The organism is Candidatus Odyssella thessalonicensis L13, from assembly GCF_000190415.1.
GTDB classification, from domain to species: Bacteria; Pseudomonadota; Alphaproteobacteria; order Paracaedibacterales; family Paracaedibacteraceae; genus Paracaedibacter; species Paracaedibacter thessalonicensis.
In genome coordinates this window covers 172,891-195,214 of record NZ_AEWF01000002.1, presented here as the reverse complement: position 1 = coordinate 195,214, position 22,324 = coordinate 172,891, and the positions used below count along the sequence as shown (strand labels likewise).

Here is a 22,324-nt window from a genome sequence, read left to right as displayed (position 1 = left end):
CAAACTGGTACTAGAAGCGACTGAAAAAGCTATCCTTATCGAACTTGGCATGAAAATTGCTGGATTAGGGTGAGATATAAGTGAGGCATAAATGATTAGACAACTTTTAATCCTTAGTTTTACGTGGTGTCAAATAATTCACCCTTCATATGCAGCAGCTAATACTGTTCGCATTAAAGACATTGTCAGTTTTGAAGGCGTGCGAGAGAATCAGTTGGTAGGATATGGTCTGGTCGTTGGCTTGAATGGAACAGGAGACTCAATTGCCGCCATCCCTTATACCAAAGAAAGCCTTGCTGGTATGCTAGAGCGTTTAGGAGTTAACATCCGCGATGCAAATACCGGCAATATTAACTTAAGTGGTAAAAACATCGCAGCCGTAATGGTCACCGCTACCATGCCTGCATTTTCACGGCAAGGAACGCGAATTGATGTGTCAGTATCCGCCTTAGGGGATGCTAAAGATTTACGAGGTGGAACCTTACTGGTTACTCCTCTTCTTGGAGCCGATGGCGATGTTTACGCCGTCGCGCAAGGGGCAGTTGCTACCAACGGCTTTAACGCTGATGGCAATTCAGGTTCGAAAGTGGTTAAAGGTGTTCCCACATCCGCACAGATTATCAATGGGGCTATTATTGAGAAAGAGGTAGGCTTCGAGCTGGCCTCTATGCAGCGCATGCACCTGAGCTTAAAAAACCCTGACTTTACTACGGCTCAACGGATTAGCAATTCTATTAATGAACAGTTTGGTGAACTTGCCCAAGCAAAGGATCCGACGACTGTAAGCCTTATGATTCCTGATAAGCATCGCTCTAATTTAGTGGGTTTCTTAACCACCCTTGAGCAGCTGACTGTTCAGCCGGATCAAGCAGCGAAGATCATTATTGATGACCAAGACGGTGTGATTGTTATGGGCGAGAATGTTAAAATATCAACCGTCGCTGTAACTCAAGGCAGTATAACCATCAAAGTTGTTGAAACACCGCAGGTCTCGCAGCCGCAGCCTTTTACCCAGGTCCAGACAGCAGAGATTGTTAATCGCAGTGATATTACAGTTAAAGAGGAAAAAGGCAAATTCGCCATCCTACAGTCTGGCATCTCATTACAAGAATTAGTGAATGGTCTGAATGCCTTAGGGGCAACGCCACGCGATCTTATTTCAATCTTACGCAGCATAAAAGCAGCGGGCGCAATTCAAGCAGATATTGAGGTGATCTAATGACAATCCACGCGACTCAATTTTCTAGCCTCATCAATTCGCATACAGCCATAAGGTCAAAAAGCGAAGTAGAGCCAGCCAAGGCTTGGGAAGCAGCTCAAAAATTTGAGGCGGCGTTCACCAGCCACATCATTCAGCAAATGTTTTCTGGTAATGACACGGGTCTATTTGGCGGCGGACAAACTGAAGTTATGTTTCGCTCTTTTTGGGCAGAAAAAATTGCCGAGTCTATGCCCGGTGTTTTCGGGATTGCTGAAAGTGTTTACCCAATCTTGCTAAAGGGACAGGAGAGAACAGATGTCAAATAATGTTTATCAGAATTTAATGGAAATCACAGCTGAGCTGGTGGAGATAATCCATAAGGAAACTGAGCTTTTATATGCGCATCAGGTCTCTGAAGCCCAAGCTTTATTATTAGACAAGCAGAAATTAGCCGAGCAGCATCAATTTATCTGCAAACAATTTAATGAGCAAGATATTACCTCTGAGTGCACTGTCGAAGAATTACAAGCGCTTAAAGAACTAATAGACCGATTACATGCTTGCCTTCTTGAAAACAAGCAAGCCCTTGAGGTAGCGCAAACAGTTCGCAATAAAATCATTGACAAGATTAGTCAAGCTGTCAAAGAAGATCAGGCACCTACCTGCCATTATAATAAAACAGCTCGTTTTGACCCTAACTTAGCACCTGTTACCATGCTGGCGCTTAACTTACAGATCTAGGAGAAGATTATGGCCAATTCCGTTTCCACCCTTCTATCAAAGATTAAATATGACCGTAAACAAACTGAGCTTACTTCTGCTAATGTGGCACGGGCAGATGTTGACGGTTATACCCGCAAGGTTGCTTATGCTGAAAAATTAATCCTACGCGATAGCGTCTCGGGCATTAAGCAGAGCCAGATTAGCCGTGTGATTGATAAAGTTATTCAGACTCAAACCCGTCTACAGAACTCTAAGGTGGGTAAAAGTGAGATCGAAGATAGCTACTATACTCGACTCTCACAACTGTTGGGCACCAAAGGTGATGAAGCCTCCTTCATTCATCGCATCAATCAATTTAGCGTCAAGATGACAGAGGTGGTTTCCATCACAGACGGCAACAAAAAGCGGGAAACAATTCATGCCGCTGTAACCCTTGCTAATCAGATGACAAATCTTTCGGATCAAATTAATGATTTGCGCGCTCAAGCCGATGCTGATATTGCCACTGCAATCACAACTCTAAACGCCAATTTAGAATCAATTAAAGACTATAATCAACAGATTGTTTCCTTTACAGTTAATAATCTCGATACCTCAAATCTTGAAGATGAACGCGACCTGCTTATCCACAACTCAACTGAACTTTGTGGCATTAAAGTTTTTGACGCAGCTAACAATAATAAAACGATTGCCCTTGAAAGTGGCGATGTGCTGGCGACCTCCATTAGCACCTTTCCTCTTAGCTATACCCCAGCAAGCTATATTCTCCCCGGGGACGTACTTTCGCCTATTTCCACCGCAGCGGGCATCAATATTACCTCAACCTTTACCTCTGGTGAGATTGCTGGCCTGCTAGAGCTGCGTGATCAGATTCTACCCGATATCCAGGCCGAATTAGATGAACTGACCCGCGTTGTGCGTGATACGACTAATGCGCTCCATAATGAAGGAGCCGCCTTTGCAGGGGACGCTACTTTAACGGGTCTCAATTATGTGCCGGGTGTAGCCGTGCCAATAGACCCTAGTACAACAATTTCAGGCCAAGGCACCCTGCGCATCGCCGTTACCGATATGAATGGAACTTTACTTGACTATAAAGACGTGCCTCTTACAGATGGTATGTCGGTTGGCGGTTTAGTGAGTGACATTAATTCAGCCACTTATGGCTTTAGCAATATCGCCGGTGACTTTACGGTCACCCAGTTACCCACAGGTGAGTTGCAAATCTCATCGACCGCTAATAAATGTGTGGCAATTGGCGCCGCTGGCACTACTAAACCTACTATCTCGGCATCATCAACTTACGACCCGACCATAGCTTATGGCTTTTCGCATTTCTTCGGGCTTAACAATTTGTTTGATACTGATAACCAAGTGGTAAGTAGCTCAGCCCAGGTCGGCATTGCCAACCATCTTAAAGTGCGCGATCGGTTTTCAACCAACGCAGCTAATTTATCCGTCGGTGTTTTAAACAACCAAGTTCCGCCACCCTCAGGCGATTGTCTCGGCCTTACTGAAAGCGATACCACGATTGCCTTTCAGATCGGCGATACCTTAAGGCGGGGCAACTTGGACTTTCTTGCTGCCGGCGCTCTTTCTGTCGCCAAAATCTCTGCGACCGAGTATGCCACCCGCATCATGTCACTTATTCAATCAGATATCAATCGCAGCCGCTCAACCCAGGAAGTTGATGAGCGTATCTATGAGGAGTTAACCAAGCTGGCTCAATACAAAAGTGGGGTTGATCCCTCGGAAGAGATTATTAAAATTTTTGAGTTATCCACTAGCCAAAGCATTACCTCTAAAGCTTTGAATATTGTGAACTCTATGGATAGAGATTTAATGACGACACTTACAAGATAAGGATCCTAATATATGACAAATTTACCTTATTTAACGACTGCCAGATATAACCAAATGATCGCGCTGAGTAGTGAGCGCTCTGTGCAGACAAGCTCCGCCGAATTAACCAGTGGCGGAGTCTCGGGCAGTTATGGCGAGGCCCGAAATGTTCAGCAATTTATCGGTCAAGAATTGATACTAGAAAGCGTCCAAAGTTATAAAGATGGCGCTGTTTTAAACCATGAACGGTTAAAATTTGTTCGCGATCAGATGGACAAAATGCGAGAGACAGCCGTCGAACTTCAGACCCGTATCTCATTGTTACGCAGTTCAACCCTAGCTAGTACTCAAGAGCTTTCGATATGGTGTAATGATAGATTAGGCTATCTTAATTCTATTCTCAACAGCCGCTTTGATGAGAAGTATATTTTTGCCGGTACCGCGACTAATGTTGCACCGACCGTAGATTTAGCGACATTACCGGCAATGGCGCTATCTGACCCCGTGGATGCGACCTTATATTATCAGGGCAGCTCCTCTGATTTAAGCTTCAGAGCCGATGATGATACAGTTATTCAAACACCAGTAAGGGCAGACGATATAGGTATTGCGGAGTTAATATTCTCGCTTAGACTATGTTCAACTCTCCCTACCACTGAGAAAGATGATCGTTTACAGCGTGCTAATGACTTATGCCTGCAAGGACACGAAAACATCGTTCAAGCAACAAACAGATTAGAAAACAGCCAGAAGACGCTAGAAAGAGTAGAAGAGTCTTTATTAAATCTAGAGCAAGAAGTCTCAGAGAATATTAAAGAGTTGGGCTATCGCACAGACTCAGAAGTTTTACAAGATTATGTTGAGAGTAAGACGCGACTTCAGCTGACACGTTATGTGACCACCAGCTCACTTAATTCGATCAAAGAACTTATTGAAAAGATACCAGTATAAAGGGGGAAACCATGATGAACTGTGAACAACTAGCCACACAAGCAATTGAGTCTCAATTACCTGTCTATCGGCTGATTATGCCGCAAGGGATTATTGGATTTAATGATATTAATCATTATACCTTGACCCCTTTGGTTGCTGAAGAAGTTAGCCTGTTTTGGGAGCTTCAAAGCATAGAGGAGCAAGAATACTGTTTTATACTCCTGAAATTAGATCAGCTGCAAATCAGTGATATCACCATTGCTGAGGCAGATCTGATGACGGCAACAAAACATCTCGGATTAGAGCTCCCAGAATGCCAAGTCTTTCTCATTGTGTCAGTGGACGCCAATGAAGACGGCCAAAAGACGATGACCGCCAATATTAGAGCACCGTTTATTTTCCACCCAGCAAGCCATCGCGCTTGGCAGGTGATATTGAATAACCCTGACTATCCAATTGCAAAGATTATCTAGTCAGGCCTAAAGCAGTTTTATGCTTTTATGTAAGGAGCTCCCCTTCTGGCTTTTGCTTAAATCGGCCACACGGGGAAGCCACCCCCTACAAGCTCAATCGTTTTTACGGTAGAGCAAGTAACTGGGTTTGCGGCCCGCATCTATGCCTTTTTGCTCATATCGCGTCACAAGCCAAGGATGCGGGCGTTCATAAACACTCTGACGCCCGTCAAGCATGGCCGTAAATTCTGACCGCCGGCTGAGAACATCTACCATCCAGTCTGCATAGTCTTGGATATCAGTTGCCATCATTAATTCGCCGCCCTTCTTTAGCACTCGAGACAGTTCACCAATGGTTTCATCGCTCACAATACGGCGTTTGTGATGGCGTTTCTTATGCCATGGGTCTGGGAAAAGAATAAAAATACGATCCAAGCTAGCATCAGGTAAAGATTGAAGCAAGACGCGGGCATCATCAATTACAATGCGGACATTGTCAAGCTCATAATCTTCAATATATCCAAGCAAACCGGCCACACCCGTAATAAACGGCTCACATCCAATAAATCCCTGACTTGAAGATTGTTGAGCGCGCCATGCTAAATGTTCACCGCCGCCAAAGCCTATTTCTAAAATATAGGATTCAAACCCAGGCATAAGCTGAGTTAGATCTAACTTTTTACCAAAATCAGCAAATAATTGAAGTTTTGGAAGTTCTTCGTCAAGAAGACGTTTCTGATTAATCTTGAGAGGACGTGCTACTTTCCGTCCCCAAACTTTTCTGTGTTGATGCATTGCTAATTATTGTTCACTGATATTAAGTTAAGCCATTATATCATAAAATTTGTAAAATTCATCACTCTCTGCAGCCAATGTTTTAAAATTCAAAGATTTCCTCGAATTCTTTTACTGATTAAAAGAAGCTGTTATAGCCCCCAGGTCATAAAAGGTTCTCCATGCCATCCTTAGGATTCCCTCTCCTTCCCTTGCAGGAAGCTTGAAGACTGATTTTAAACTGAAAGCAGTCCTTGCAGCCCCGAGCGGGATGGATTACGCTAATTACTTAATTTGCAGGCAATAATATGCCTTACAGTCCGACACCTCAGGCCGTAGAGTATGACAGATGAGAACAGGCGCTTCCTGACTCAAGCTTATCTACCTCTGGCCCTTTCGGATTGCCGAATTAAGTTCACGGTTTCATGATTAAGGCTAGCCCGCTTTTGTTATAGATCGGGGTAGCACTTTAACAATTTTGTTGCTTCGGTAGTAAAAACTTCTCCAATTATCGCAATAAGTAGTGAGCTTTAACCATTATTTTTATTGCTTTTAGCAGCTAAAAAACTTTAATTGGACAGCTAAACTCCGTATAATGAATTATCGAAACCACCTTGTGTAAAATGCTTAGCTGTGCTAAACCTTTCATTAAAGATTTGTTAAAATTATTGGAATTGCCATGGATCCTACTTCCCTTTCCGGCAACCTAACTTCCCTCGCTGGACGTTACGCCAAAACTCTTTACGATCTTGCCTCAGAAAGCCGTGATGTGGCAAATGTTGCCAAGCAATTTCAGGAATTTTGTCATTTTACGAAAACTAACGCCGATTTTCAGGCGATTATTCTTTCTCCGGCGTTAACACGGGAAGAGCATATAGCTGTTTTCCAGGCGATTGGTGACAAAGTAAAATTGTCAAACATATTAAGCAGCTTTATTCGTATTCTCGCCGAAAACAGGCGTCTTAAATATATTTTTGCTATTCAGTCAATTTTTCAAGAACTGGTCGATTACAGCCAGAACATTATTCATGCTGAAATTATTTCCGCCGTTCCATTGAACTCAAAGCAAAAAGAAGCTGTATCGCAGATTCTAGCAAAACAATTTTCGGGATCAGTCGAAATCCGTTATGCAACTGATCAAACTTATCTGGGCGGAATTCTCGTCCATATTGGAAACCAGATCATTGATCTGACAATTGCCAACCAACTGAATCATTTAGCCAATGCGATGAAAGGAAGTGCTTAATGGAACTTAAGGCTGCAGAAATATCCGCTATCTTAAGACAAAAGATCAATGATTATGAGGCAAAAGTTGACATTGCCGAATCAGGCCGCGTCCTGTCCGTCGGAGATGGTATTGCTCGCGTTCATGGGCTCGAGCATGTCCAAGCTGGTGAGCTTGTTCAGTTTACCAATGGCGCTTATGGCATGGCTCTCAATCTTGAAGTCGATAATGTGGGCGTGGTGCTGTTTGGACCTGACAAAGACGTCCGCGAAGGTGATACTGTTAAACGCACCAAAACGATTGTGGATGTTCCCATTGGTAAGGGTTTATTAGGCCGAGTTGTTGATGCCCTGGGCAATCCGATTGACGGCAAAGGCGACATCCCTGCTGAAAGTCGTGGCCTCGTCGAAGTTAAAGCCCCTGGCATTATTAAACGTAAATCCGTTCATGAACCCATGCAGACCGGGATAAAAGCGGTCGACACGTTGGTCCCCATCGGGCGCGGTCAAAGAGAGTTAATCATTGGTGACCGCCAAACGGGAAAGACAGCCATTGCTCTTGATACAATCATCAATCAGCGAGAAGCCAACAAAGGTAAAGACGAAAGTCAGAAGCTTTATTGTATTTATGTGGCCATTGGCCAAAAAAGGTCATCCGTAGCCAGCCTGGTTAAAAAACTGCAAGATGCCGGGGCCATGGATTATACAATTGTGGTGGCGGCAACCGCCTCGGATCCTGCTCCGATGCAATACCTCGCCCCTTATACCGGCTGTGCCATGGGTGAGTATTTCCGGGATAATGGAATGCATGCTCTTATCATTTATGATGACTTATCCAAGCATGCCCAAGCTTACCGTCAAATGTCTCTACTTTTACGCCGACCCCCTGGACGTGAAGCCTATCCGGGTGATGTCTTTTACTTACATTCCCGCCTTTTAGAGCGGGCCGCTAAGTTGGATGATCCGTATGGCGGCGGCTCCTTAACAGCTTTGCCTATTATTGAAACTCAAGCGGGTGACGTCTCGGCTTACATCCCGACCAACGTTATTTCCATTACCGACGGTCAGATTTTCCTTGAAACAGAGCTGTTCTATAAAGGCATCCGCCCGGCCATCAACGTCGGTTTATCAGTTAGCCGTGTGGGGTCGGCCGCTCAAACCAAAGCTATGAAGCAGGTCGCAGGTAAAATCAAGTTGGAACTCGCCCAGTACCGCGAAATGGCATCTTTTGCGCAATTTGCCTCTGATCTTGATGCATCAACGCAGAAGTTACTAGCCCGGGGCGCTCGCTTGACTGAACTGTTAAAGCAACCTCAATATTCACCATTAAGTGTCGGCGAGCAAGTGGTCTCTATATTTGCGGGTGTTCGCGGCTATTTAGACCATGTTGATCCCAAGCATGTCAGTAAATTCGAGAAAGAATATATTCAAGCATTAAAAATTGAGCATCCAAAATTAATAGCTGAAATTGACAAAGCTGGAAAATTAACGGAGGAGCAAGAAAAGTTGCTCAATGAATTCGCTGCCACATTTGCCAAGAACTTTGTCGGGTAACGAGGAGGTTAACTGATGCCGAGTTTAAAAGACTTACGGCTTAGGATCAAAAGCGTCAAATCGACGCAAAAGATCACATCGGCTATGAAAATGGTGGCAGCAGCGAAACTAAGGAAGGCTCAAGAAAAAGCGGAAAGTGCGCGCCCCTATGCCTTGGTTCTCGAAAAGATGCTGGTTAATGTGTTAAGCCAAAACCCAGACCTACCCCAGGTTCCCAAACTGTTAACAGGGAACCCTGACAATCCTGTGCATTTAGTGGTGGTTGTGTCATCAGATCGGGGATTATGTGGCGGCTTTAACATTAATATTATTCGCGAAACCAAACATCTGGTGCGTCGCCTGCAAGCTGAGAATGTACCGGTTAAGATTTTATGTATCGGGCGTAAAGGCCGCGACTTACTTAGGCGGGATTTTGGTCCTCTGATCATTGATACCCTTTCTGATATTGGACGCAAAGGCGTCACTATTGAAGAATCGTCACAGGTTTGCACCTATTTAGAAGGCTTGCTTGAGCAAGACGTCTGCGGCGGCATGACAATCGTTTACAGCTTATTCAAATCTGCCCTCAGCCAAGATGTGGTGCGGCGCCAACTTATCCCCATCCCTATTGAACAGACCAATGATCGCGGTATTTTTGAGTTTGAGCCCTCCCATGAGCGGCTGATCAATGAGCTTCTACCCAAGAATTTTGCGGTCCAGATGTATCAGATTCTTCTGGAAACCAATGCCAGTGAGCATGGGGCCCGCATGACAGCAATGGACAATGCGACTCGCAATGCTCGGGATGTGATTCGCCAATTGGAATTAAACTATAACCGCACCCGACAGGCTTATATCACGAAAGAGTTGATCGAAATTATTTCAGGTGCTGAAGCACTTTAACACGTTGAGAGGAACGAGAATGTCAACACGTAAATTAAAAGCCATTGATGGCAACAAGAATGTGGGGCGGGTAACGCAGATCATTGGAGCGGTCATCGACATCCACTTTGAGAGCAAACTTCCCGAGATCCTGAACGCCCTTCAGATTAAACGTGATGATGGCTCCGTTTTAGTTCTCGAAGTAGCACAGCATTTAGGAGAAAATGTCGTCCGAGCCATTGCCATGGATTCAACGGATGGCTTGATACGCGGCACAGAGGTTTATGATACGAATGAGCCGATTAAGGTTCCTGTCGGCCCCGAAACCCTGGGGCGCATCGTTAATGTTATTGGCGATCCTGTCGATGATCGCGGTGAAGTCAAGACAGCCATTACCATGCCGATCCACCGGGAGGCGCCAGAGTTTGTAGATCAGTCCACAGAGACTCAAATTTTGGTCACGGGTATTAAAGTGATCGATTTGCTAACTCCTTATCCGCGCGGCGGTAAAATTGGCTTGTTTGGCGGTGCTGGTGTCGGTAAGACCGTTCTTATTATGGAGCTCATTAACAACGTGGCCAAAGCGCACGGTGGTTATTCCGTTTTTGCGGGTGTGGGTGAGCGTACCCGTGAAGGTAATGATCTGTATCGCGAAATGATTGAGTCTGGCGTTGTCGATCTAGAAGGGACAAAATCTAAAGCAGCCCTAGTTTATGGACAGATGAATGAGCCTCCAGGAGCGCGTGCCCGTGTGGCCTTAACTGGCTTGACAATGGCTGAGTACTTCCGCGATGAAGAAGGTAAAGACGTATTATTCTTCGTGGACAACATCTTCCGCTTTACGCAAGCCGGCTCTGAGGTCTCTGCACTTTTGGGGCGTATTCCGTCTGCGGTAGGCTATCAACCGACGTTGGCAACAGAGATGGGTGCTTTACAGGAGAGAATCACCACCACCAAACGCGGCTCGATCACCTCGGTCCAAGCCGTTTATGTTCCGGCGGACGACTTGACTGACCCGGCACCGGCCGCCTCTTTCGCTCACTTAGATGCGACAACAGTTTTGAACCGTCAAATCGCTGAGCTGGGTATTTATCCTGCGGTTGACCCTCTGGACTCTACCTCGCGCATCTTGGCGCCCAGCGTCGTCGGTGAAGAGCATTACCAGGTGGCCCGCGATGTCCAACGCGTTCTTCAAACCTACAAGTCTTTACAAGATATTATTGCGATCCTAGGCATGGATGAGCTTTCCGAAGAAGACAAATTAATTGTGTCTCGCGCCCGTAAGATTCAGCGCTTCTTGTCCCAGCCGTTCCATGTTGCTGAAGTCTTTACAGGAACGCCAGGCGCTTTTGTCCCCTTGCAAGATACCATTGCCGGATTCCGCGGCATTGTGCATGGCGATTATGATCATCTGCCAGAAGCTGCCTTTTACATGGTAGGCTCCATCGATCAAGCCTTAGAAAAGGCACGCAAGATGTCCCTTGAGGCAGCATAACTGTAAGCCGCCTAAAATTACTTCTTTATTTTTCAGGGTAGTCATACTACCCTGTTTTTACTTTTGCACTTATAGCACTGGGTTATAGAATGAAGAAGAACAAAATACCTCGGCGCTTACGCGCTTTCTCCCTTATTGAGATATCGATCGCTTTAATTATTATCGGTCTGATCACAGCAGCAGTCTTTAAAGGGCAAGACCTAATTGAAACTGCACGAGTGCAAGCTACCATCGAGGAGCTTAATCAAGTCAAACTTTCTATACTAAATTACCGTGATCAGTTTGGGCAATGGCCTGGCAATGATAGCCGCGCCCGAGACCATTTTGGCTTAGGCGTCACCAGTGGCAGCGGCGATGGCACTATCAACCAAACTGAATCTACCCAGGTCTGGCGCCATTTAAAAGCAGCTGGCCTGGCCGAAAGCGATCATGCCCCGCCGTGTAGAATAGGCGGCATCATTACTATTGTTGGCAAACCAGCAGGCGGGGCCTACGCTGGAAACTGGCTGGTAATTTCTAATTCGCCCGACGGCTCCACCGCTGCTTTAACCCCTAAACAAGCCATGCTCCTAAAAGCTAAAGCGGGAGAACCCCACCCTCAGGAAGGGTATTTTATTGTTATGGGTTTAGGAAACTCTGCATCGAACTGCCATAATGGCCAAACTTTTAACTTGGCTCACAAATCACCGGCCTGTATTGTCATGCTCAGACTATAATTGATGAAGATTTAAACATTATTCATATGCGCTTCGGATGTGGCACTTACAAGGGGGTTAGCCTCCTATCTCGTCAAAAGCATTAGCAGCGTTACCACCCGGTCTCTGCCTCACCAATAAAGAAAGTACAGTTTGATGATTTTTTTCAATTTCAGCTATGTCGCCATATGCGGTCTAATACCTAAATAGTAAGGATAAACATGTATAAGTCATTTCACTTTTTACCCGCTGCTGTTTTAAGTCTAACCTCTGTAATGGCGATGGAGATGGACGCTCCTGAAGAAACCACAGGATGGAATCATCTTCCTAGAGAACTCCAGCAAGTGATTATTGATCAGCTGAATGCAGAAGAAGTGGTCAAGGCAGCTCAAGTAACCTGCGAATGGCGTGACCTTGCAAAAGATGAACGAGGATGGAAAAACCGGGTCCAAAATGATTTTCAACAAGAAGATCAAGTACCCCCTATAGAAGGCTAAACCTGGCGGGATGTCTATAAAAGCCTTACAGAATTGAAAGAAAGCTGGATAATTGAAGGAGATTTCAGAAAAATCCATACTCCTACCCATGGACTTACTAGAATTCCAATTAACAGAGAGTTGGAGCTTAGGCCTCACGATCGGAGCAAAAGCCATATAGACCATATCAGTATCTTCGGATTCCAGAATGGTGAGGTTAGTATTCATATCCAGACCAATCTAATAGAGCCGAAAGCTATGGCAGAGTTAAGCAACGCCGGTCTTACGGCCGGAAATCAAGCAGCAGAGAACTTTGGAGACCACTATACTTGTAGGTATAAGAATAGATTAGCAGAATTTCTTGCCGTTTTTGTTAAAATTGATTTTATTCCTCCCCTGCTTGCAAGATTAATTCTTTCTAAAGTTAATATCACAACCACCCAGTCCTAGGAGTGTAAATACTCGGGATTTGATTGCATCACCGATAAAGAAGGGGCAGTTTGCTGATTTCTTTTAATTTCAGGTATCTCGCAATAGGCGGTTTAACATCTAAATAGGTAGAATAAAAATGTATAAACCAATCTGCTTTTTACATGCCGCTGCTTTAAGTTTAACCTCTGTAATGGCGATGGAGATGGACGCTCCTGAAGAAACTACAGGAGGGAATCATCTTCCTACAGAACTTCAACAACAGATTATTGATCAACTTCCTGGAGTAAATGCAGTAAAAGTAGCTTGTGTAAGCAGGCAATGGCATGAGTTTGTAAATGATGATCCAGCGTGGAAAAATCGTATCCAGAACGATTTTCAAGAATTCCTTGCACAGCCGATAGAAGGCGAAAGCTGGCAGGAGGTGTATAAAAAACTTACAGAACTTAGCGAAAACTGGAGAATTGTGGGAGACTTCAGTAAGATCCTTCCTTCAAGGCGTAATCAATCATTTTTGAATAATAGAAGGTTGTATGTTATCCCTCAGGACCAGGACAACAGTCAAATAGAGGCGATTCAAATTCTTGGCTACGAAGAGGGCAGGATTAGTATTTGTTTCTCGTCAGTGCAAGAAGATCCGAAGATTGTCGCAGAGTTACAGAAAGCCGGACTTTTGAGCGGAGAGACTCCTGTGCAACTATCTGAAGGTGGCTATAGATGTACAGATAAAAATAGATTCGCCAAGTTTCTTGCTGTTTTTGTTAAAGTTGACTTTATTCCTCCCCTGCTTGCCAGAGCAATTCTTCATAACATTAATGTCAGCACGACAGACGAAGAAAACTCCCCTCAATAAACATAAGAGGACATACTAGAATATTGCCATAAAAACGTGATCTAAGAAAAGCGATGGCAACTAACTTTTTAGTATGGCGCTCTCTGTGACATGAGAGTGCCATCATATCCTACTTATAGCAGACTCCCCCTTCTTCTCTTTTTTTCACCTTACCCTAATTAAGGCGGCATTACCTAGCACTGCTAACTTATAAGAGCTTAGAGAGCCTCAGCCTCAATTATCTCCCTTGCTTCCCACTTATTAATTTGGCGATAAGACAACAATTCTTGCCTTATTACGGACTGAATTTCATTGAGGCGGGAATAATCAACCACTTGAGCGTGGATAAGAAATTCAGCCAGCAAATGTTTGAATTGTCGGGCCGGCCGCCTAAAGTCCTCGGGATAAATTGAGAAAGCTTCGCTTAAGTACTCTTTAATAATTAGGGAACTTTGATATAAATGGTGCTGTGAAGCAGTTGCAGAATTAAGGGTTGAGAAGTGAGCCCCTAGAATAAAAATCGGTAAGCTGCTCTCTTTAACTTCATTAAGAAGAGGCAGATCATTAAATAAGTTCAAGCTTTTATAGCGCCCCTGAGGCCGTATTATAAATCTGCCACTATTTGATATGTCGACGCCCAAATTGAGCTTATGAAGAACTTGTCCTTTTCTAGATTGATCACAGCGGCGATAAACGAGGATAGTATGGTCTTGCAGATAAGCGGTATGCACTCTCACCCAATTTAAGGCCTTCTCTTCAGTAACCGGTGACGACGAGACCGGAGGTGTTTTCAAGAGATGACAGATAACAACCAGAGCAGTCTGCTCTTTCACAAGAGGGTAGGCTTGCTGAAGGGCAAAACTGCTTTGTACGGGATTATGGGCGAGCATCTGCAGGCAACCAATAATTTTTTCTCGACAATTCTGCGGTGAGCTTTCCCAGACTATCAACGATAGATTACGCTCATGCATAACTTCGCGAGCCCTATTTGAACAGGTTATCTCAAAATCAATTGAATTCGTGGCAGAGTCAAGAGCTCGCTCTTGATCATTTATCTCCATGCTAACGGCACAATTTATGATCAATAACAGCCATAGGCGGATATACTTATTAAGCTTATAGATAAAGTTCATGCGATTATTTCCAGAATTTTTATTCTTATACTCAAACCGTAATAAAGACCCATTTCTAAAATAAGATAGGCAACTTGTTTAATTCTTAGCCAGTGCTCTAAGAACGCAGCTATTATTTTTCAAGTTATAACAGAAGGCCTGAGAAGAGCTTTCTCCTCAGGCCATGCATATGACAGACGATCCCTTAATTTCTTTCGAGAGGGTTTATCCTTCACGCCTTAAAAATGCAGGAATTTCGAGGATGTCATTATCTTCCTCGTCTTGCTTGTCAGCGGCCGATATAATTGGGCTTGACCGTTTAGCGGACGTCGTGTCTTCCTCGGGGGCATTACCGCGGCTACGAGCCACCCCGGTAAAGCGTTCAAATAAAGAAATTGTCTTCTTCTTCTCAGGAGCTGCATCAATACTGAGCGCGGCACTCTGTTGAGAAGAGGCGGCAGCTTCAGAATCAGTAGATGCGGCTGCATCTTCAAGGATAGCTTCCACCTTATCGCGCGTCTTTCCCAGATCCGTGACAATATCATTGATCATAGCTTCTGTTTTTTCTTCACCGGTAGAGGCCGCATCTTGACTACTCAAGTCTGGCTTAGAAGATGCAGTTTCTGGAGCGGACTCAGAAGCATTTTCTTCTTGGCTGGTTGCTTTAAAGGACGAAGCTGACGCCTGTGGGGCAGGCTCAGTTGTTCGTGGCGCTGTGAAACTGGAAACCCCAAAGCCAAAATCTCGGCTTGCAAAGCTAGAGGCCCCAAAACCTGAGGAGGTATTTTTTTCTGGCTCAGCTTTTGTGGCCGTATGGATCGGTGAAACAGAAGCATGATTAGGTTTAAAGCTGCCAATGCCCGTGGCGACCACAGACACCCGCATGGTGCCATTAAGCTTTTCATCGAAGGTGGAACCAAAGATGATGTTAGCATCAGGGTCAACTTCATCGCGAATGCGGTTGGCGGCTTCATCAACTTCATAGAGCGTCATATCGAATCCGCCCGTAATATTGATCAGGACACCACGCGCCCCTTTCATCGACACATCATCCAACAATGGATTAGAAATTGCTGCTTCTGCCGCATCCAAAGCCCGCCGTTCGCCTTGGGCCTCGCCTGTACCCATCATGGCTTTGCCCATCTCTGCCATCACGGCCCGGATATCAGCAAAGTCAAGGTTAATCAATCCGGGCATAATCATAAGATCGGTAACCCCGCGAACACCCGAATATAAGACATCGTCAGCCATTTTAAAGGCGTCGGCAAAGGTTGTGCGCTCATTGGCGATACGGAATAGATTTTGATTAGGGATAATGATCAAGGTATCAACATACTGCTGTAATTCATCAATACCTTTATCAGCCGTACGAGTGCGGTGGGATCCTTCAAAATGGAATGGTTTAGTGACCACACCCACGGTCAGCACTCCCAGCTCCCGGGCAGCCCGGGCGATAACGGGTGCCGCCCCTGTTCCGGTTCCTCCGCCCATACCGGCGGTAATGAAAACCATATTGCTGCCTTTAATCAGACGGGTGATATCGTCGTGGGATTCTTCGGCGGCTGACCGGCCGACATCGGGTTTAGACCCAGCCCCCAGCCCTTGCGTAACGCTTAAGCCTAATTGAATGCGATGTTCTGCCGGCACTAAAGATTGAGCAAGAGCTTGAGCATCTGTATTGGCAACGACGAACTCGACACCTTCCAGTTTTGCTCGAATCATATTGTTTACGGCGTTTCCGCCTGCACCGCCTACTCCCACGACTGTGATGCGTGGCCTCAATTCCGTATCCATCGCCATTAAAGATCCCTCAACTCAAATTGACATATAATTTAACTTATATCATTGCCCAAAGAAAATACAAATGCCACAGTTTTATATAAATATCCAATAAACTAGCTTAACAGTCCGTCTGCAACAATTTGGCATTTATCATTCACAACTTCAGCAAAGCCCCCTGTTATTCTGAACACATCGCTGACGGTATCATTACGATACACTTTAATCTCGCCTGCCCGTAGTGTACTTATAAAAGGTGCATGTTTAGGAAGTACGCCAAAATCCCCTTCAGCGCCAGGGATGACAACCATAGAAACGTCACCTGTATACAGAGTTTGTTCAGGTGTGATAATACTTAAACTCAATTGGTCATCTAATAATTGTCTTGCCATGGCGACCTCCTCAATTTAGCACGTTACCTTATGGTAGAATGTTTCGCTACATTTGTCGAGCTGTATCCGCATTGTGCTCCTGGACAAATATTGACTGTAAAACTAAGATGTTTAGATAGTCCCTTAGCAGAGTTTTCTCCTGAATGCTGAATCAAAAAGCGACGATCTTTCTCGTGTTGTACACTTTTATTTCTCTCCTCACGACGTGCTGCGCCACCAGCCAAGAAATCCAGGGTTTGCCAGAGCCTCCAACGACCCGAGTGTATCATATTCTTAGTAAGATTAATATCCATTTGACCGAGCTCCTTGGCAACGACCAGTATGGCCAACCGGCTCTCGGCAAGCTAAACGCATTACCAATGCTCTGTCAAGAGCAGGAATTGACCCGTGAGAGAGTAGGCGAAACTCTTCGCAAAGAGCTCGGTTATAACCGAGAAGATTTTGACACTATGAATTGCTTACAGCAGGCTTTAAATTCTCCCTTACCGTTGTACTCCTTGCTGTTTTCTGGCAAAGAAATCCCCTCCTCAGAGCTTAAGAGCCTTAATTACTTATTCCAGGCTCTCCTTGATTACCGCCCCTATTTTATTGAGGAGCCCCTGCTCAAAAAGCCAATTTTAGACGCATCCTCTCTGGTGCCCCATTCCTTTTTTAACTTAAGCTTAACCAGGACTTTCGGACCCGCCTTGACCCCCAGCTACTTATCAAGCAGGGCCCGTGAATTATTGGCAAGCTTTTCTTACTGGAAAGATTCTGAAACTTATACATCCATTGATAACGTGGGCACATGTCCCCCAACCTTCAGCATCCTTAAAACCGACCATTATACAAGCATTGTGACGCGCGTAGTTACAGACGCCACCGATGACCAGCTAAAAACAACTGCCGGCAATCTCTCGGTAACCGAAGCGCTTCGAGCCATTCTTTTGGAATACCCAGAGCTTTTGGAGCGACCCTTTCAAATTCTTATTCCCCTAGCACAGTCCCAAGATACACGGCGGCATTTTACTTTGCTCACCATAAAATCCACAGCCGGCACATCGCAGATTTACGGCCAACTTTATGATCCTAAATACTTTCAACAATGGTATGATCCTCAAGAAATCTACAGGCAAGCAGCCACGGTACTTCCATCCCTTAAAATTAAGCCGGCCTACTACTCTGGCCATCAGAATGCTTTCAATACCACCGATTGCGGGCGCTATGTGGCGGCCTATATTTATTTAATAACAACAGAAAATCTTTTCCCCGAAGCCACTGACTTAGAAAAGTCAGAAATGATTATCAATCAATTATTCTTGGCTGATCAAGCCCTTAAGGATAAGGCTTAAGCACTTATGGATATTGAATTCTTCAGAAGGTTAAAATGATAGCTGCTTTCAAAGCCCTACTAGTAAAAAGACCGGGAACCTTAACAGAGAAATTTCCTGCTAAAAGTGCCGTTATTCAGCTCTATTATGGTCATTTATTACGGATAATAGCAAAATTGTTATTGAAAATCAGATCAGAGTAAGGTAGAGATTATTTATCATCAAGATTATACGTCTTATGCGGGCGTGGTGAAATTGGCAGACACACCAGATTTAGGTTCTGGCGGCGAGAGCCGTGGGGGTTCAAGTCCCTCCGCCCGCACCACTCAAATTAATCATTACATTTAGGCAGAGTAAACTATGAAGATCTCCCGCACATCGGCACAAGGATTGAAGCAAGAATTTAATGTGGTCGTTCCTTCATCAGATATGGACACCCGTATTCATGAGCGTTTAACGGTTATCGGAAAGAAAGTAAAAATGGCTGGCTTCCGCCCAGGCATGATCCCGACAACCATTTTAAAACAACGCTATGGTCCAGATGCTACTCAAGATGCTGTGGAAGCCGTGATCCGTACTGCCGTAAGCCAGATCTCAAAAGAGAACAATCTTCGCCAAGCTGCCCAACCAAAGGTTTCCATTGAAGCTTTTGATGAAGGTAAAGATTTAGAAGTTAAGATCGAGTTTGAAGTACTGCCAACCATTGAATTAAAAGGCTTTGATAAAATTAAGCTGGAAAAGTTGGTCGTAGACATTCCTGCCGTTGAAGTGACCAAGAAAATTGATGAAATTGTGACCAATCACAAGAAATTCCAACCTTTAGCAAAAGCTCGAGCTGCTAAGGATGACGACCTTATCCATTTGGATGTTCAAGCCACCGTTGATGGTAAAGCGTTTAAAGGCTTTGATAAACATATGCATGTCATTGTTGGCAGTGAAGAAAAACTTCTCTCGGGCGCCCTTGAAGCCGCCGTTAAAGGGGTTAAAGCTGGAGATAGCCTTGAAGTTACTGAAAAGTTTTCAGAAGACTTTGGCAATAAAGCAGTAGCAGGAAAAGATTTAAAGCTTGAGTTGACCGTTACAAAAATTGAAGAACCTGCCAAGGTTGAACTGAATGATGAGCTGGCAAAAGAGTTTGGCTGCGAAAGCGTTGATGACTTTAAAAAGCGCGTTCAAGAAGCCCTAGAGAGAGAATATACCAATCTGTCCCGCATGCGCTTAAAGCGTCACTTACTCGATGCCCTGAACAGCGACTATTCCTTTGATCTGCCAGAAGCTATGGTTGAAAATGAGTTCAATGCTATCTGGTCGCGTCTTCGCCAAGAACTCGAAGAAGCACGCCGCAATGGAACCTTGGAAGAAGATGACAACCGCTCCGAAGACGAACTCAAGAAAGAGTATCGTGAAATTTCTGAACGCCGCGTCCGCTTAGGATTAATTATTTCTGAAGTTGCGCGTGAAAAGAAAATTAAAGTGGAAGACGTCGAAATCCGCCAAGCAATTTTCCAAGAAGCTATGCGTTATCCTAACCAAACAAAAGAAGTTTTTGCTTTCTTCCAAAAAAATCCACAAGCAGTCGAACAAATTGCTGCTCCCATTTTGGAAGATAAGGTGGTAGACTTTATCTTAACAGAGGTAAAATTAGCTGAGAAAAAAGTGTCTCCGGAACAGCTGATCGAAGCAATTCGCGGCGTTGTTCCTGGCTTTGAGGCTGAGGACGAGACGACTGAAAAAGCTCCTGCTAAAAAGACTTCTAAAGGGAAAACGTCTAAAGCAAAAGGTGAGTAAGTATGATAGTCGATCGCTCTTCGATGGTTAGCAATTTGGTTCCAATTGTTGTCGAACAAACTAACCGGGGGGAGCGGTCCTACGACATTTACTCCCGCCTTTTAAAAGAGCGTATTATTTTTGTTACTGGCCAAGTTTATGATGAAATGGCCAGCTTAATTTGTGCTCAAATCCTTTTCTTAGAATCCGAAAATCCGAACAAAGACATTGTTCTGTATATTAACTCGCCGGGTGGGGTTGTGACTGCCGGATTATCCATTTACGATACCATGCGCTATGTTAAGTGTGATATTACCACCCTGTGCATGGGGCAAGCCTGTTCCATGGGATCTTTGCTATTAACAGCTGGCACTAAAGGTAAACGCTACAGCTTACCAAATGCCCGAGTAATGATTCACCAGCCTTCCGGCGGCGCCCAAGGCCAAGCCACGGACATTGAGATCCATGCTCGTGAAATCTTAAAAATGCGCCAGCGCCTTAACCAGATGTATGTGCATCATACTGGCAAATCTTTAGAAGAAATTGAACGGGCCATGGAGCGGGATAACTTCATGTCAGCCGAGGAAGCTTTGGCGTTTGGCTTAATTGATCATGTGGTTACTGAGCGCCCTAAGAGTCTTACGTTAGAAGCAGATAAAGACAAATAAAAGATTAATGCTAATAAAAGCATTTTGCCCTCCTTACCTATCTAGGATTTGCACTAGGTTAAAGGAGGGCTTTTAAATTACGGATTATAGGCAATAGTTCAACACCGCTCCATGAGCAGACCAAGTTTGCCTTTCCCGCAGTAACCCCCTCTGTTAACTCCTTCTTGAGAACAATTTAGTAATAAACTTTAACCCACGACAGCTACTGGTGGGGTAAGAAGGTTAGAAATTAGTAAAGCACCCCTTGTTCTAAAAAATTTTAGAGTTAGGACTGTCCTAGATAATCATTTTAGATAACGTTTAAGCAAGTGTTTTGATACTGTTAATTGACGTTTTGGGCCTGGATTAAGGCAACACTCGTCGCCCCTTTTAAAAATGGCTCGAAACTTTCTTTTGCAATACCATTAAATTTGCGCAAGTGCCGTTTAGCTTGATTTCAGAATCTTATATAGGCCTCTTAGAAATAGACTCTTTAATCAAAAAAGACATCTACGAGATGGATTTCAAATTTTGAAAAAGCTTAAAGATTCTAGTAAAGATCACCCATTTTATCAGAATTAATATTTTAATAAAATAGAAACAAACTTGTCCTTCTTTAACAATGATTACAGAATTGAGAAGGATATATGATTGAGGGGAATAAAATGAGAGCTAAAAACACTTTTTGCCAATTTTTAATATTTTATATGGCTATCGAACTTGTGAGAGCAAATGAAATTGTCACGACAGAATCCAGTAAATCAATACAGCAAATAGATTGTTTGCTTCAAAAAGTTGATAAGGTTGAGGCAAGATTTCAAAATAATCTAAAAAAATACCTAAAAGAAGAAAATCGCCTTAAGGAAAAGAAGTATACTACAAATTTTGGTAAACGCTATACCTTAAAACTCCATTCCATCTTCAAAGATCCATTTAAACGCCATCCTGTTAGTGAAAAATTAATTCTAACTCCTCTACAAGGCATGGGGCTAACTTCATTAATGGTAGGGTGTGCAACTGTTCCTATTAGTGTGGTGACAGGAGGAGTGATAGGATTAGGCCTTGGTTTACCTTTTTCAATTATCAGTTTAAAGGGAGCCCCTGTCGTAATAGGTGGAGCAATAGGAGTATCAGCAGGAGCTGCCGTTGGTACAGTAATAGCTGCATGCTTAGGTATTCCAGTTGGTGCCGTTTTAGGTACGGTTATGATTCCAGTAACAATGACTACACATAAAATTCAGTATCACTTCAAACCAACTTTCTTTAAAACAGCTAAAGTAATTTATAAGGCTCACAAGAAAATCTCCGATTTAGAAATTCCTGAGGTCGAGGAAGAATATAAGCAAGCAAAGCTTGACTATCTCGAAGAGAAATTTTTTTCAATATATGAGCCCTATATGCCTTGGTCCTTAGTTGAGCTCGACGGTAAGATAATACCACAACTTACGCAACGTCATCCAGAAAAGTACAACCCTATTATCTTAAAACCATAATTCTAACTTTGTTTTCTGATTGGTATAAACTTTCTTGATAAAGATATCTCTAAAAAACAAGCTTAGAGGAGGCGTAGGGCTCTATTTCTCATATCCGCTTTAAGTTTGTTTTTTAATATTTTTGTAGCCTCTTCTTCAGCAGAGCAGCATCCTCAAGTTTTCTGAGACCTGTCCATGAGAAGAGCAAGCTTGGCCCCCTGTAGACAACCTCTCCTCTCTTAACCTTTTGAGAAAGTTCTAGGTACAGACTTTAACCCACGACAGCTGCTAATAAGTGGGAGATGGCTAGCCCTTAATAAAATGGCCAAGGTATTAAAATCTCAGAAGTCTTCT

General features: G+C 44.1%; 22 protein-coding genes, 1 tRNA gene and 1 pseudogene. 19 read left to right on the top strand and 5 right to left on the bottom strand.

Translation table 11 applies throughout. The features are described 5' to 3' along the window. Positions 1-91 precede the first annotated feature (91 nt). From HMO_RS0104370 to fliW, 6 genes are read left to right on the top strand one after another with little or no spacing between them, the layout of a single operon-like run. Positions 92-1,219, top strand: a complete 1,128-nt coding sequence (locus HMO_RS0104370) for a flagellar basal body P-ring protein FlgI (protein ID WP_010299123.1) — start codon at positions 92-94, stop codon at positions 1,217-1,219. Continuing rightward, the gene (locus HMO_RS13740) at positions 1,219-1,527 is read left to right on the top strand and encodes a rod-binding protein (RefSeq protein ID WP_010299121.1); all 309 of its coding nucleotides are present in this window, start codon (positions 1,219-1,221) and stop codon (positions 1,525-1,527) included. The genes HMO_RS0104370 and HMO_RS13740 overlap by 1 nt, the downstream gene beginning before the upstream one ends. Next, a complete protein-coding gene (locus HMO_RS0104355; RefSeq protein ID WP_010299119.1) occupies positions 1,517-1,942 on the top strand; it encodes a hypothetical protein in 426 nt (141 codons plus the stop codon). Before HMO_RS13740 ends, HMO_RS0104355 begins: the two co-directional genes overlap by 11 nt. Before the next feature lie 9 nt (positions 1,943-1,951). Further along, complete coding sequence (locus tag HMO_RS0104350) at positions 1,952-3,787, top strand: FlgK family flagellar hook-associated protein (protein ID WP_010299115.1); 1,836 nt, start codon at positions 1,952-1,954, stop codon at positions 3,785-3,787. 12 nt (positions 3,788-3,799) lie between these two features. Continuing rightward, positions 3,800-4,717: a flagellar hook-associated protein FlgL gene (locus HMO_RS0104345; RefSeq protein WP_010299110.1), complete on the top strand. Its 918-nt coding sequence runs from the start codon at positions 3,800-3,802 to the stop codon at positions 4,715-4,717. A gap of 11 nt (positions 4,718-4,728) precedes the next feature. Then, complete coding sequence (fliW, locus tag HMO_RS0104340; RefSeq protein WP_029448407.1) at positions 4,729-5,172, top strand: flagellar assembly protein FliW; 444 nt, start codon at positions 4,729-4,731, stop codon at positions 5,170-5,172. Positions 5,173-5,265: 93 nt separating this feature from the next. Here fliW and trmB read toward each other — a convergent pair whose 3' ends face one another. Beyond that, positions 5,266-5,946 (bottom strand): tRNA (guanosine(46)-N7)-methyltransferase TrmB, encoded by a 681-nt coding sequence (gene trmB, locus HMO_RS0104335; RefSeq protein ID WP_010299106.1) that lies wholly within the window; start codon positions 5,944-5,946, stop codon positions 5,266-5,268. Between the two features lie 658 nt (positions 5,947-6,604). Between trmB and atpH the strand changes: the two genes are divergently transcribed. The 8 genes from atpH (at position 6,605) to HMO_RS0104295 (ending at position 13,512) form a co-directional block, all read left to right on the top strand. Continuing rightward, the gene (gene atpH / locus HMO_RS0104330) at positions 6,605-7,171 is read left to right on the top strand and encodes an ATP synthase F1 subunit delta (RefSeq protein ID WP_010299104.1); all 567 of its coding nucleotides are present in this window, start codon (positions 6,605-6,607) and stop codon (positions 7,169-7,171) included. Next, positions 7,171-8,703, top strand: coding sequence for a F0F1 ATP synthase subunit alpha (gene atpA / locus HMO_RS0104325; RefSeq protein WP_010299100.1), 1,533 nt, complete (start codon positions 7,171-7,173; stop codon positions 8,701-8,703). Before atpH ends, atpA begins: the two co-directional genes overlap by 1 nt. 15 nt (positions 8,704-8,718) lie before the next feature. Continuing rightward, complete coding sequence (locus HMO_RS0104320; protein WP_010299096.1) at positions 8,719-9,585, top strand: F0F1 ATP synthase subunit gamma; 867 nt, start codon at positions 8,719-8,721, stop codon at positions 9,583-9,585. A gap of 19 nt (positions 9,586-9,604) precedes the next feature. Then, on the top strand, positions 9,605-11,059 hold the full coding sequence (gene atpD, locus HMO_RS0104315; protein WP_010299094.1) for a F0F1 ATP synthase subunit beta: 1,455 nt from the start codon (positions 9,605-9,607) through the stop codon (positions 11,057-11,059). Between the two features lie 89 nt (positions 11,060-11,148). Next, positions 11,149-11,775 carry a prepilin-type N-terminal cleavage/methylation domain-containing protein gene (locus tag HMO_RS0104310; protein ID WP_010299091.1) on the top strand — a complete coding sequence of 209 codons (627 nt, stop codon included), beginning with the start codon at positions 11,149-11,151 and terminating at the stop codon, positions 11,773-11,775. 200 nt (positions 11,776-11,975) lie between these two features. After that, positions 11,976-12,251, top strand: a complete 276-nt coding sequence (locus HMO_RS0104305) for an F-box-like domain-containing protein (protein ID WP_010299088.1) — start codon at positions 11,976-11,978, stop codon at positions 12,249-12,251. Between the two features lie 33 nt (positions 12,252-12,284). Beyond that, positions 12,285-12,680: a hypothetical protein gene (locus HMO_RS0104300; RefSeq protein ID WP_010299086.1), complete on the top strand. Its 396-nt coding sequence runs from the start codon at positions 12,285-12,287 to the stop codon at positions 12,678-12,680. Between the two features lie 118 nt (positions 12,681-12,798). Beyond that, a complete protein-coding gene (locus HMO_RS0104295; protein WP_010299081.1) occupies positions 12,799-13,512 on the top strand; it encodes an F-box protein in 714 nt (237 codons plus the stop codon). Between the two features lie 197 nt (positions 13,513-13,709). Here HMO_RS0104295 and HMO_RS0104290 read toward each other — a convergent pair whose 3' ends face one another. The 3 genes from HMO_RS0104290 to atpC form a co-directional block, all read right to left on the bottom strand. Continuing rightward, a complete protein-coding gene (locus HMO_RS0104290) occupies positions 13,710-14,624 on the bottom strand; it encodes a hypothetical protein (protein ID WP_010299077.1) in 915 nt (304 codons plus the stop codon). A 204-nt stretch (positions 14,625-14,828) separates the two neighbouring features. Further along, positions 14,829-16,403 carry a cell division protein FtsZ gene (gene ftsZ, locus HMO_RS0104285; protein WP_010299073.1) on the bottom strand — a complete coding sequence of 525 codons (1,575 nt, stop codon included), beginning with the start codon at positions 16,401-16,403 and terminating at the stop codon, positions 14,829-14,831. Positions 16,404-16,498: 95 nt separating this feature from the next. Further along, the gene (gene atpC / locus HMO_RS0104280) at positions 16,499-16,774 is read right to left on the bottom strand and encodes an ATP synthase F1 subunit epsilon (RefSeq protein ID WP_010299072.1); all 276 of its coding nucleotides are present in this window, start codon (positions 16,772-16,774) and stop codon (positions 16,499-16,501) included. Positions 16,775-16,917: 143 nt separating this feature from the next. Here atpC and HMO_RS0104270 point away from each other — a divergent pair, with 143 nt between their 5' ends. The 4 genes from HMO_RS0104270 to clpP all read left to right on the top strand — a co-directional run bounded on the left by HMO_RS0104270 (position 16,918) and on the right by clpP (position 20,519). Beyond that, positions 16,918-18,105, top strand: coding sequence for a hypothetical protein (locus HMO_RS0104270; RefSeq protein ID WP_139016827.1), 1,188 nt, complete (start codon positions 16,918-16,920; stop codon positions 18,103-18,105). Between the two features lie 219 nt (positions 18,106-18,324). Further along, a tRNA-Leu gene (locus HMO_RS0104260) sits at positions 18,325-18,409 on the top strand. Positions 18,410-18,444: 35 nt separating this feature from the next. Next, positions 18,445-19,872, top strand: coding sequence for a trigger factor (gene tig / locus HMO_RS13735; protein ID WP_010299060.1), 1,428 nt, complete (start codon positions 18,445-18,447; stop codon positions 19,870-19,872). Positions 19,873-19,874: 2 nt separating this feature from the next. Beyond that, positions 19,875-20,519, top strand: a complete 645-nt coding sequence (gene clpP / locus HMO_RS0104250) for an ATP-dependent Clp endopeptidase proteolytic subunit ClpP (protein WP_010299057.1) — start codon at positions 19,875-19,877, stop codon at positions 20,517-20,519. A 284-nt stretch (positions 20,520-20,803) separates the two neighbouring features. Here the strand turns inward: clpP and HMO_RS17310 are convergent. After that, positions 20,804-20,955: pseudogene (locus HMO_RS17310) on the bottom strand (IS1595 family transposase); the annotation flags it as partial. Between the two features lie 208 nt (positions 20,956-21,163). Here HMO_RS17310 and HMO_RS0104245 point away from each other — a divergent pair. Continuing rightward, positions 21,164-21,991: a glycine zipper 2TM domain-containing protein gene (locus HMO_RS0104245; RefSeq protein ID WP_139016826.1), complete on the top strand. Its 828-nt coding sequence runs from the start codon at positions 21,164-21,166 to the stop codon at positions 21,989-21,991. Positions 21,992-22,324: the final 333 nt, after the last annotated feature.

What these genes read in the sequence shown, in the direction of transcription:
- HMO_RS0104370 (WP_010299123.1), top strand. Translation starts at nt 92, where the DNA reads ATGATTAGACAACTTTTAATCCTTAGTTTTACGTGGTGTCAAATAATT.
- HMO_RS13740 (WP_010299121.1), top strand. Translation starts at nt 1,219, where the DNA reads ATGACAATCCACGCGACTCAATTTTCTAGCCTCATCAATTCGCATACA.
- HMO_RS0104355 (WP_010299119.1), top strand. Translation starts at nt 1,517, where the DNA reads ATGTCAAATAATGTTTATCAGAATTTAATGGAAATCACAGCTGAGCTG.
- HMO_RS0104350 (WP_010299115.1), top strand. Translation starts at nt 1,952, where the DNA reads ATGGCCAATTCCGTTTCCACCCTTCTATCAAAGATTAAATATGACCGT.
- HMO_RS0104345 (WP_010299110.1), top strand. Translation starts at nt 3,800, where the DNA reads ATGACAAATTTACCTTATTTAACGACTGCCAGATATAACCAAATGATC.
- fliW (WP_029448407.1), top strand. Translation starts at nt 4,729, where the DNA reads ATGATGAACTGTGAACAACTAGCCACACAAGCAATTGAGTCTCAATTA.
- trmB (WP_010299106.1), bottom strand. Translation starts at nt 5,946, where the DNA reads ATGCATCAACACAGAAAAGTTTGGGGACGGAAAGTAGCACGTCCTCTC.
- atpH (WP_010299104.1), top strand. Translation starts at nt 6,605, where the DNA reads ATGGATCCTACTTCCCTTTCCGGCAACCTAACTTCCCTCGCTGGACGT.
- atpA (WP_010299100.1), top strand. Translation starts at nt 7,171, where the DNA reads ATGGAACTTAAGGCTGCAGAAATATCCGCTATCTTAAGACAAAAGATC.
- HMO_RS0104320 (WP_010299096.1), top strand. Translation starts at nt 8,719, where the DNA reads ATGCCGAGTTTAAAAGACTTACGGCTTAGGATCAAAAGCGTCAAATCG.
- atpD (WP_010299094.1), top strand. Translation starts at nt 9,605, where the DNA reads ATGTCAACACGTAAATTAAAAGCCATTGATGGCAACAAGAATGTGGGG.
- HMO_RS0104310 (WP_010299091.1), top strand. Translation starts at nt 11,149, where the DNA reads ATGAAGAAGAACAAAATACCTCGGCGCTTACGCGCTTTCTCCCTTATT.
- HMO_RS0104305 (WP_010299088.1), top strand. Translation starts at nt 11,976, where the DNA reads ATGTATAAGTCATTTCACTTTTTACCCGCTGCTGTTTTAAGTCTAACC.
- HMO_RS0104295 (WP_010299081.1), top strand. Translation starts at nt 12,799, where the DNA reads ATGTATAAACCAATCTGCTTTTTACATGCCGCTGCTTTAAGTTTAACC.
- HMO_RS0104290 (WP_010299077.1), bottom strand. Translation starts at nt 14,624, where the DNA reads ATGAACTTTATCTATAAGCTTAATAAGTATATCCGCCTATGGCTGTTA.
- ftsZ (WP_010299073.1), bottom strand. Translation starts at nt 16,403, where the DNA reads ATGGCGATGGATACGGAATTGAGGCCACGCATCACAGTCGTGGGAGTA.
- atpC (WP_010299072.1), bottom strand. Translation starts at nt 16,774, where the DNA reads ATGGCAAGACAATTATTAGATGACCAATTGAGTTTAAGTATTATCACA.
- HMO_RS0104270 (WP_139016827.1), top strand. Translation starts at nt 16,918, where the DNA reads ATGCTGAATCAAAAAGCGACGATCTTTCTCGTGTTGTACACTTTTATT.
- tig (WP_010299060.1), top strand. Translation starts at nt 18,445, where the DNA reads ATGAAGATCTCCCGCACATCGGCACAAGGATTGAAGCAAGAATTTAAT.
- clpP (WP_010299057.1), top strand. Translation starts at nt 19,875, where the DNA reads ATGATAGTCGATCGCTCTTCGATGGTTAGCAATTTGGTTCCAATTGTT.
- HMO_RS0104245 (WP_139016826.1), top strand. Translation starts at nt 21,164, where the DNA reads ATGAGAGCTAAAAACACTTTTTGCCAATTTTTAATATTTTATATGGCT.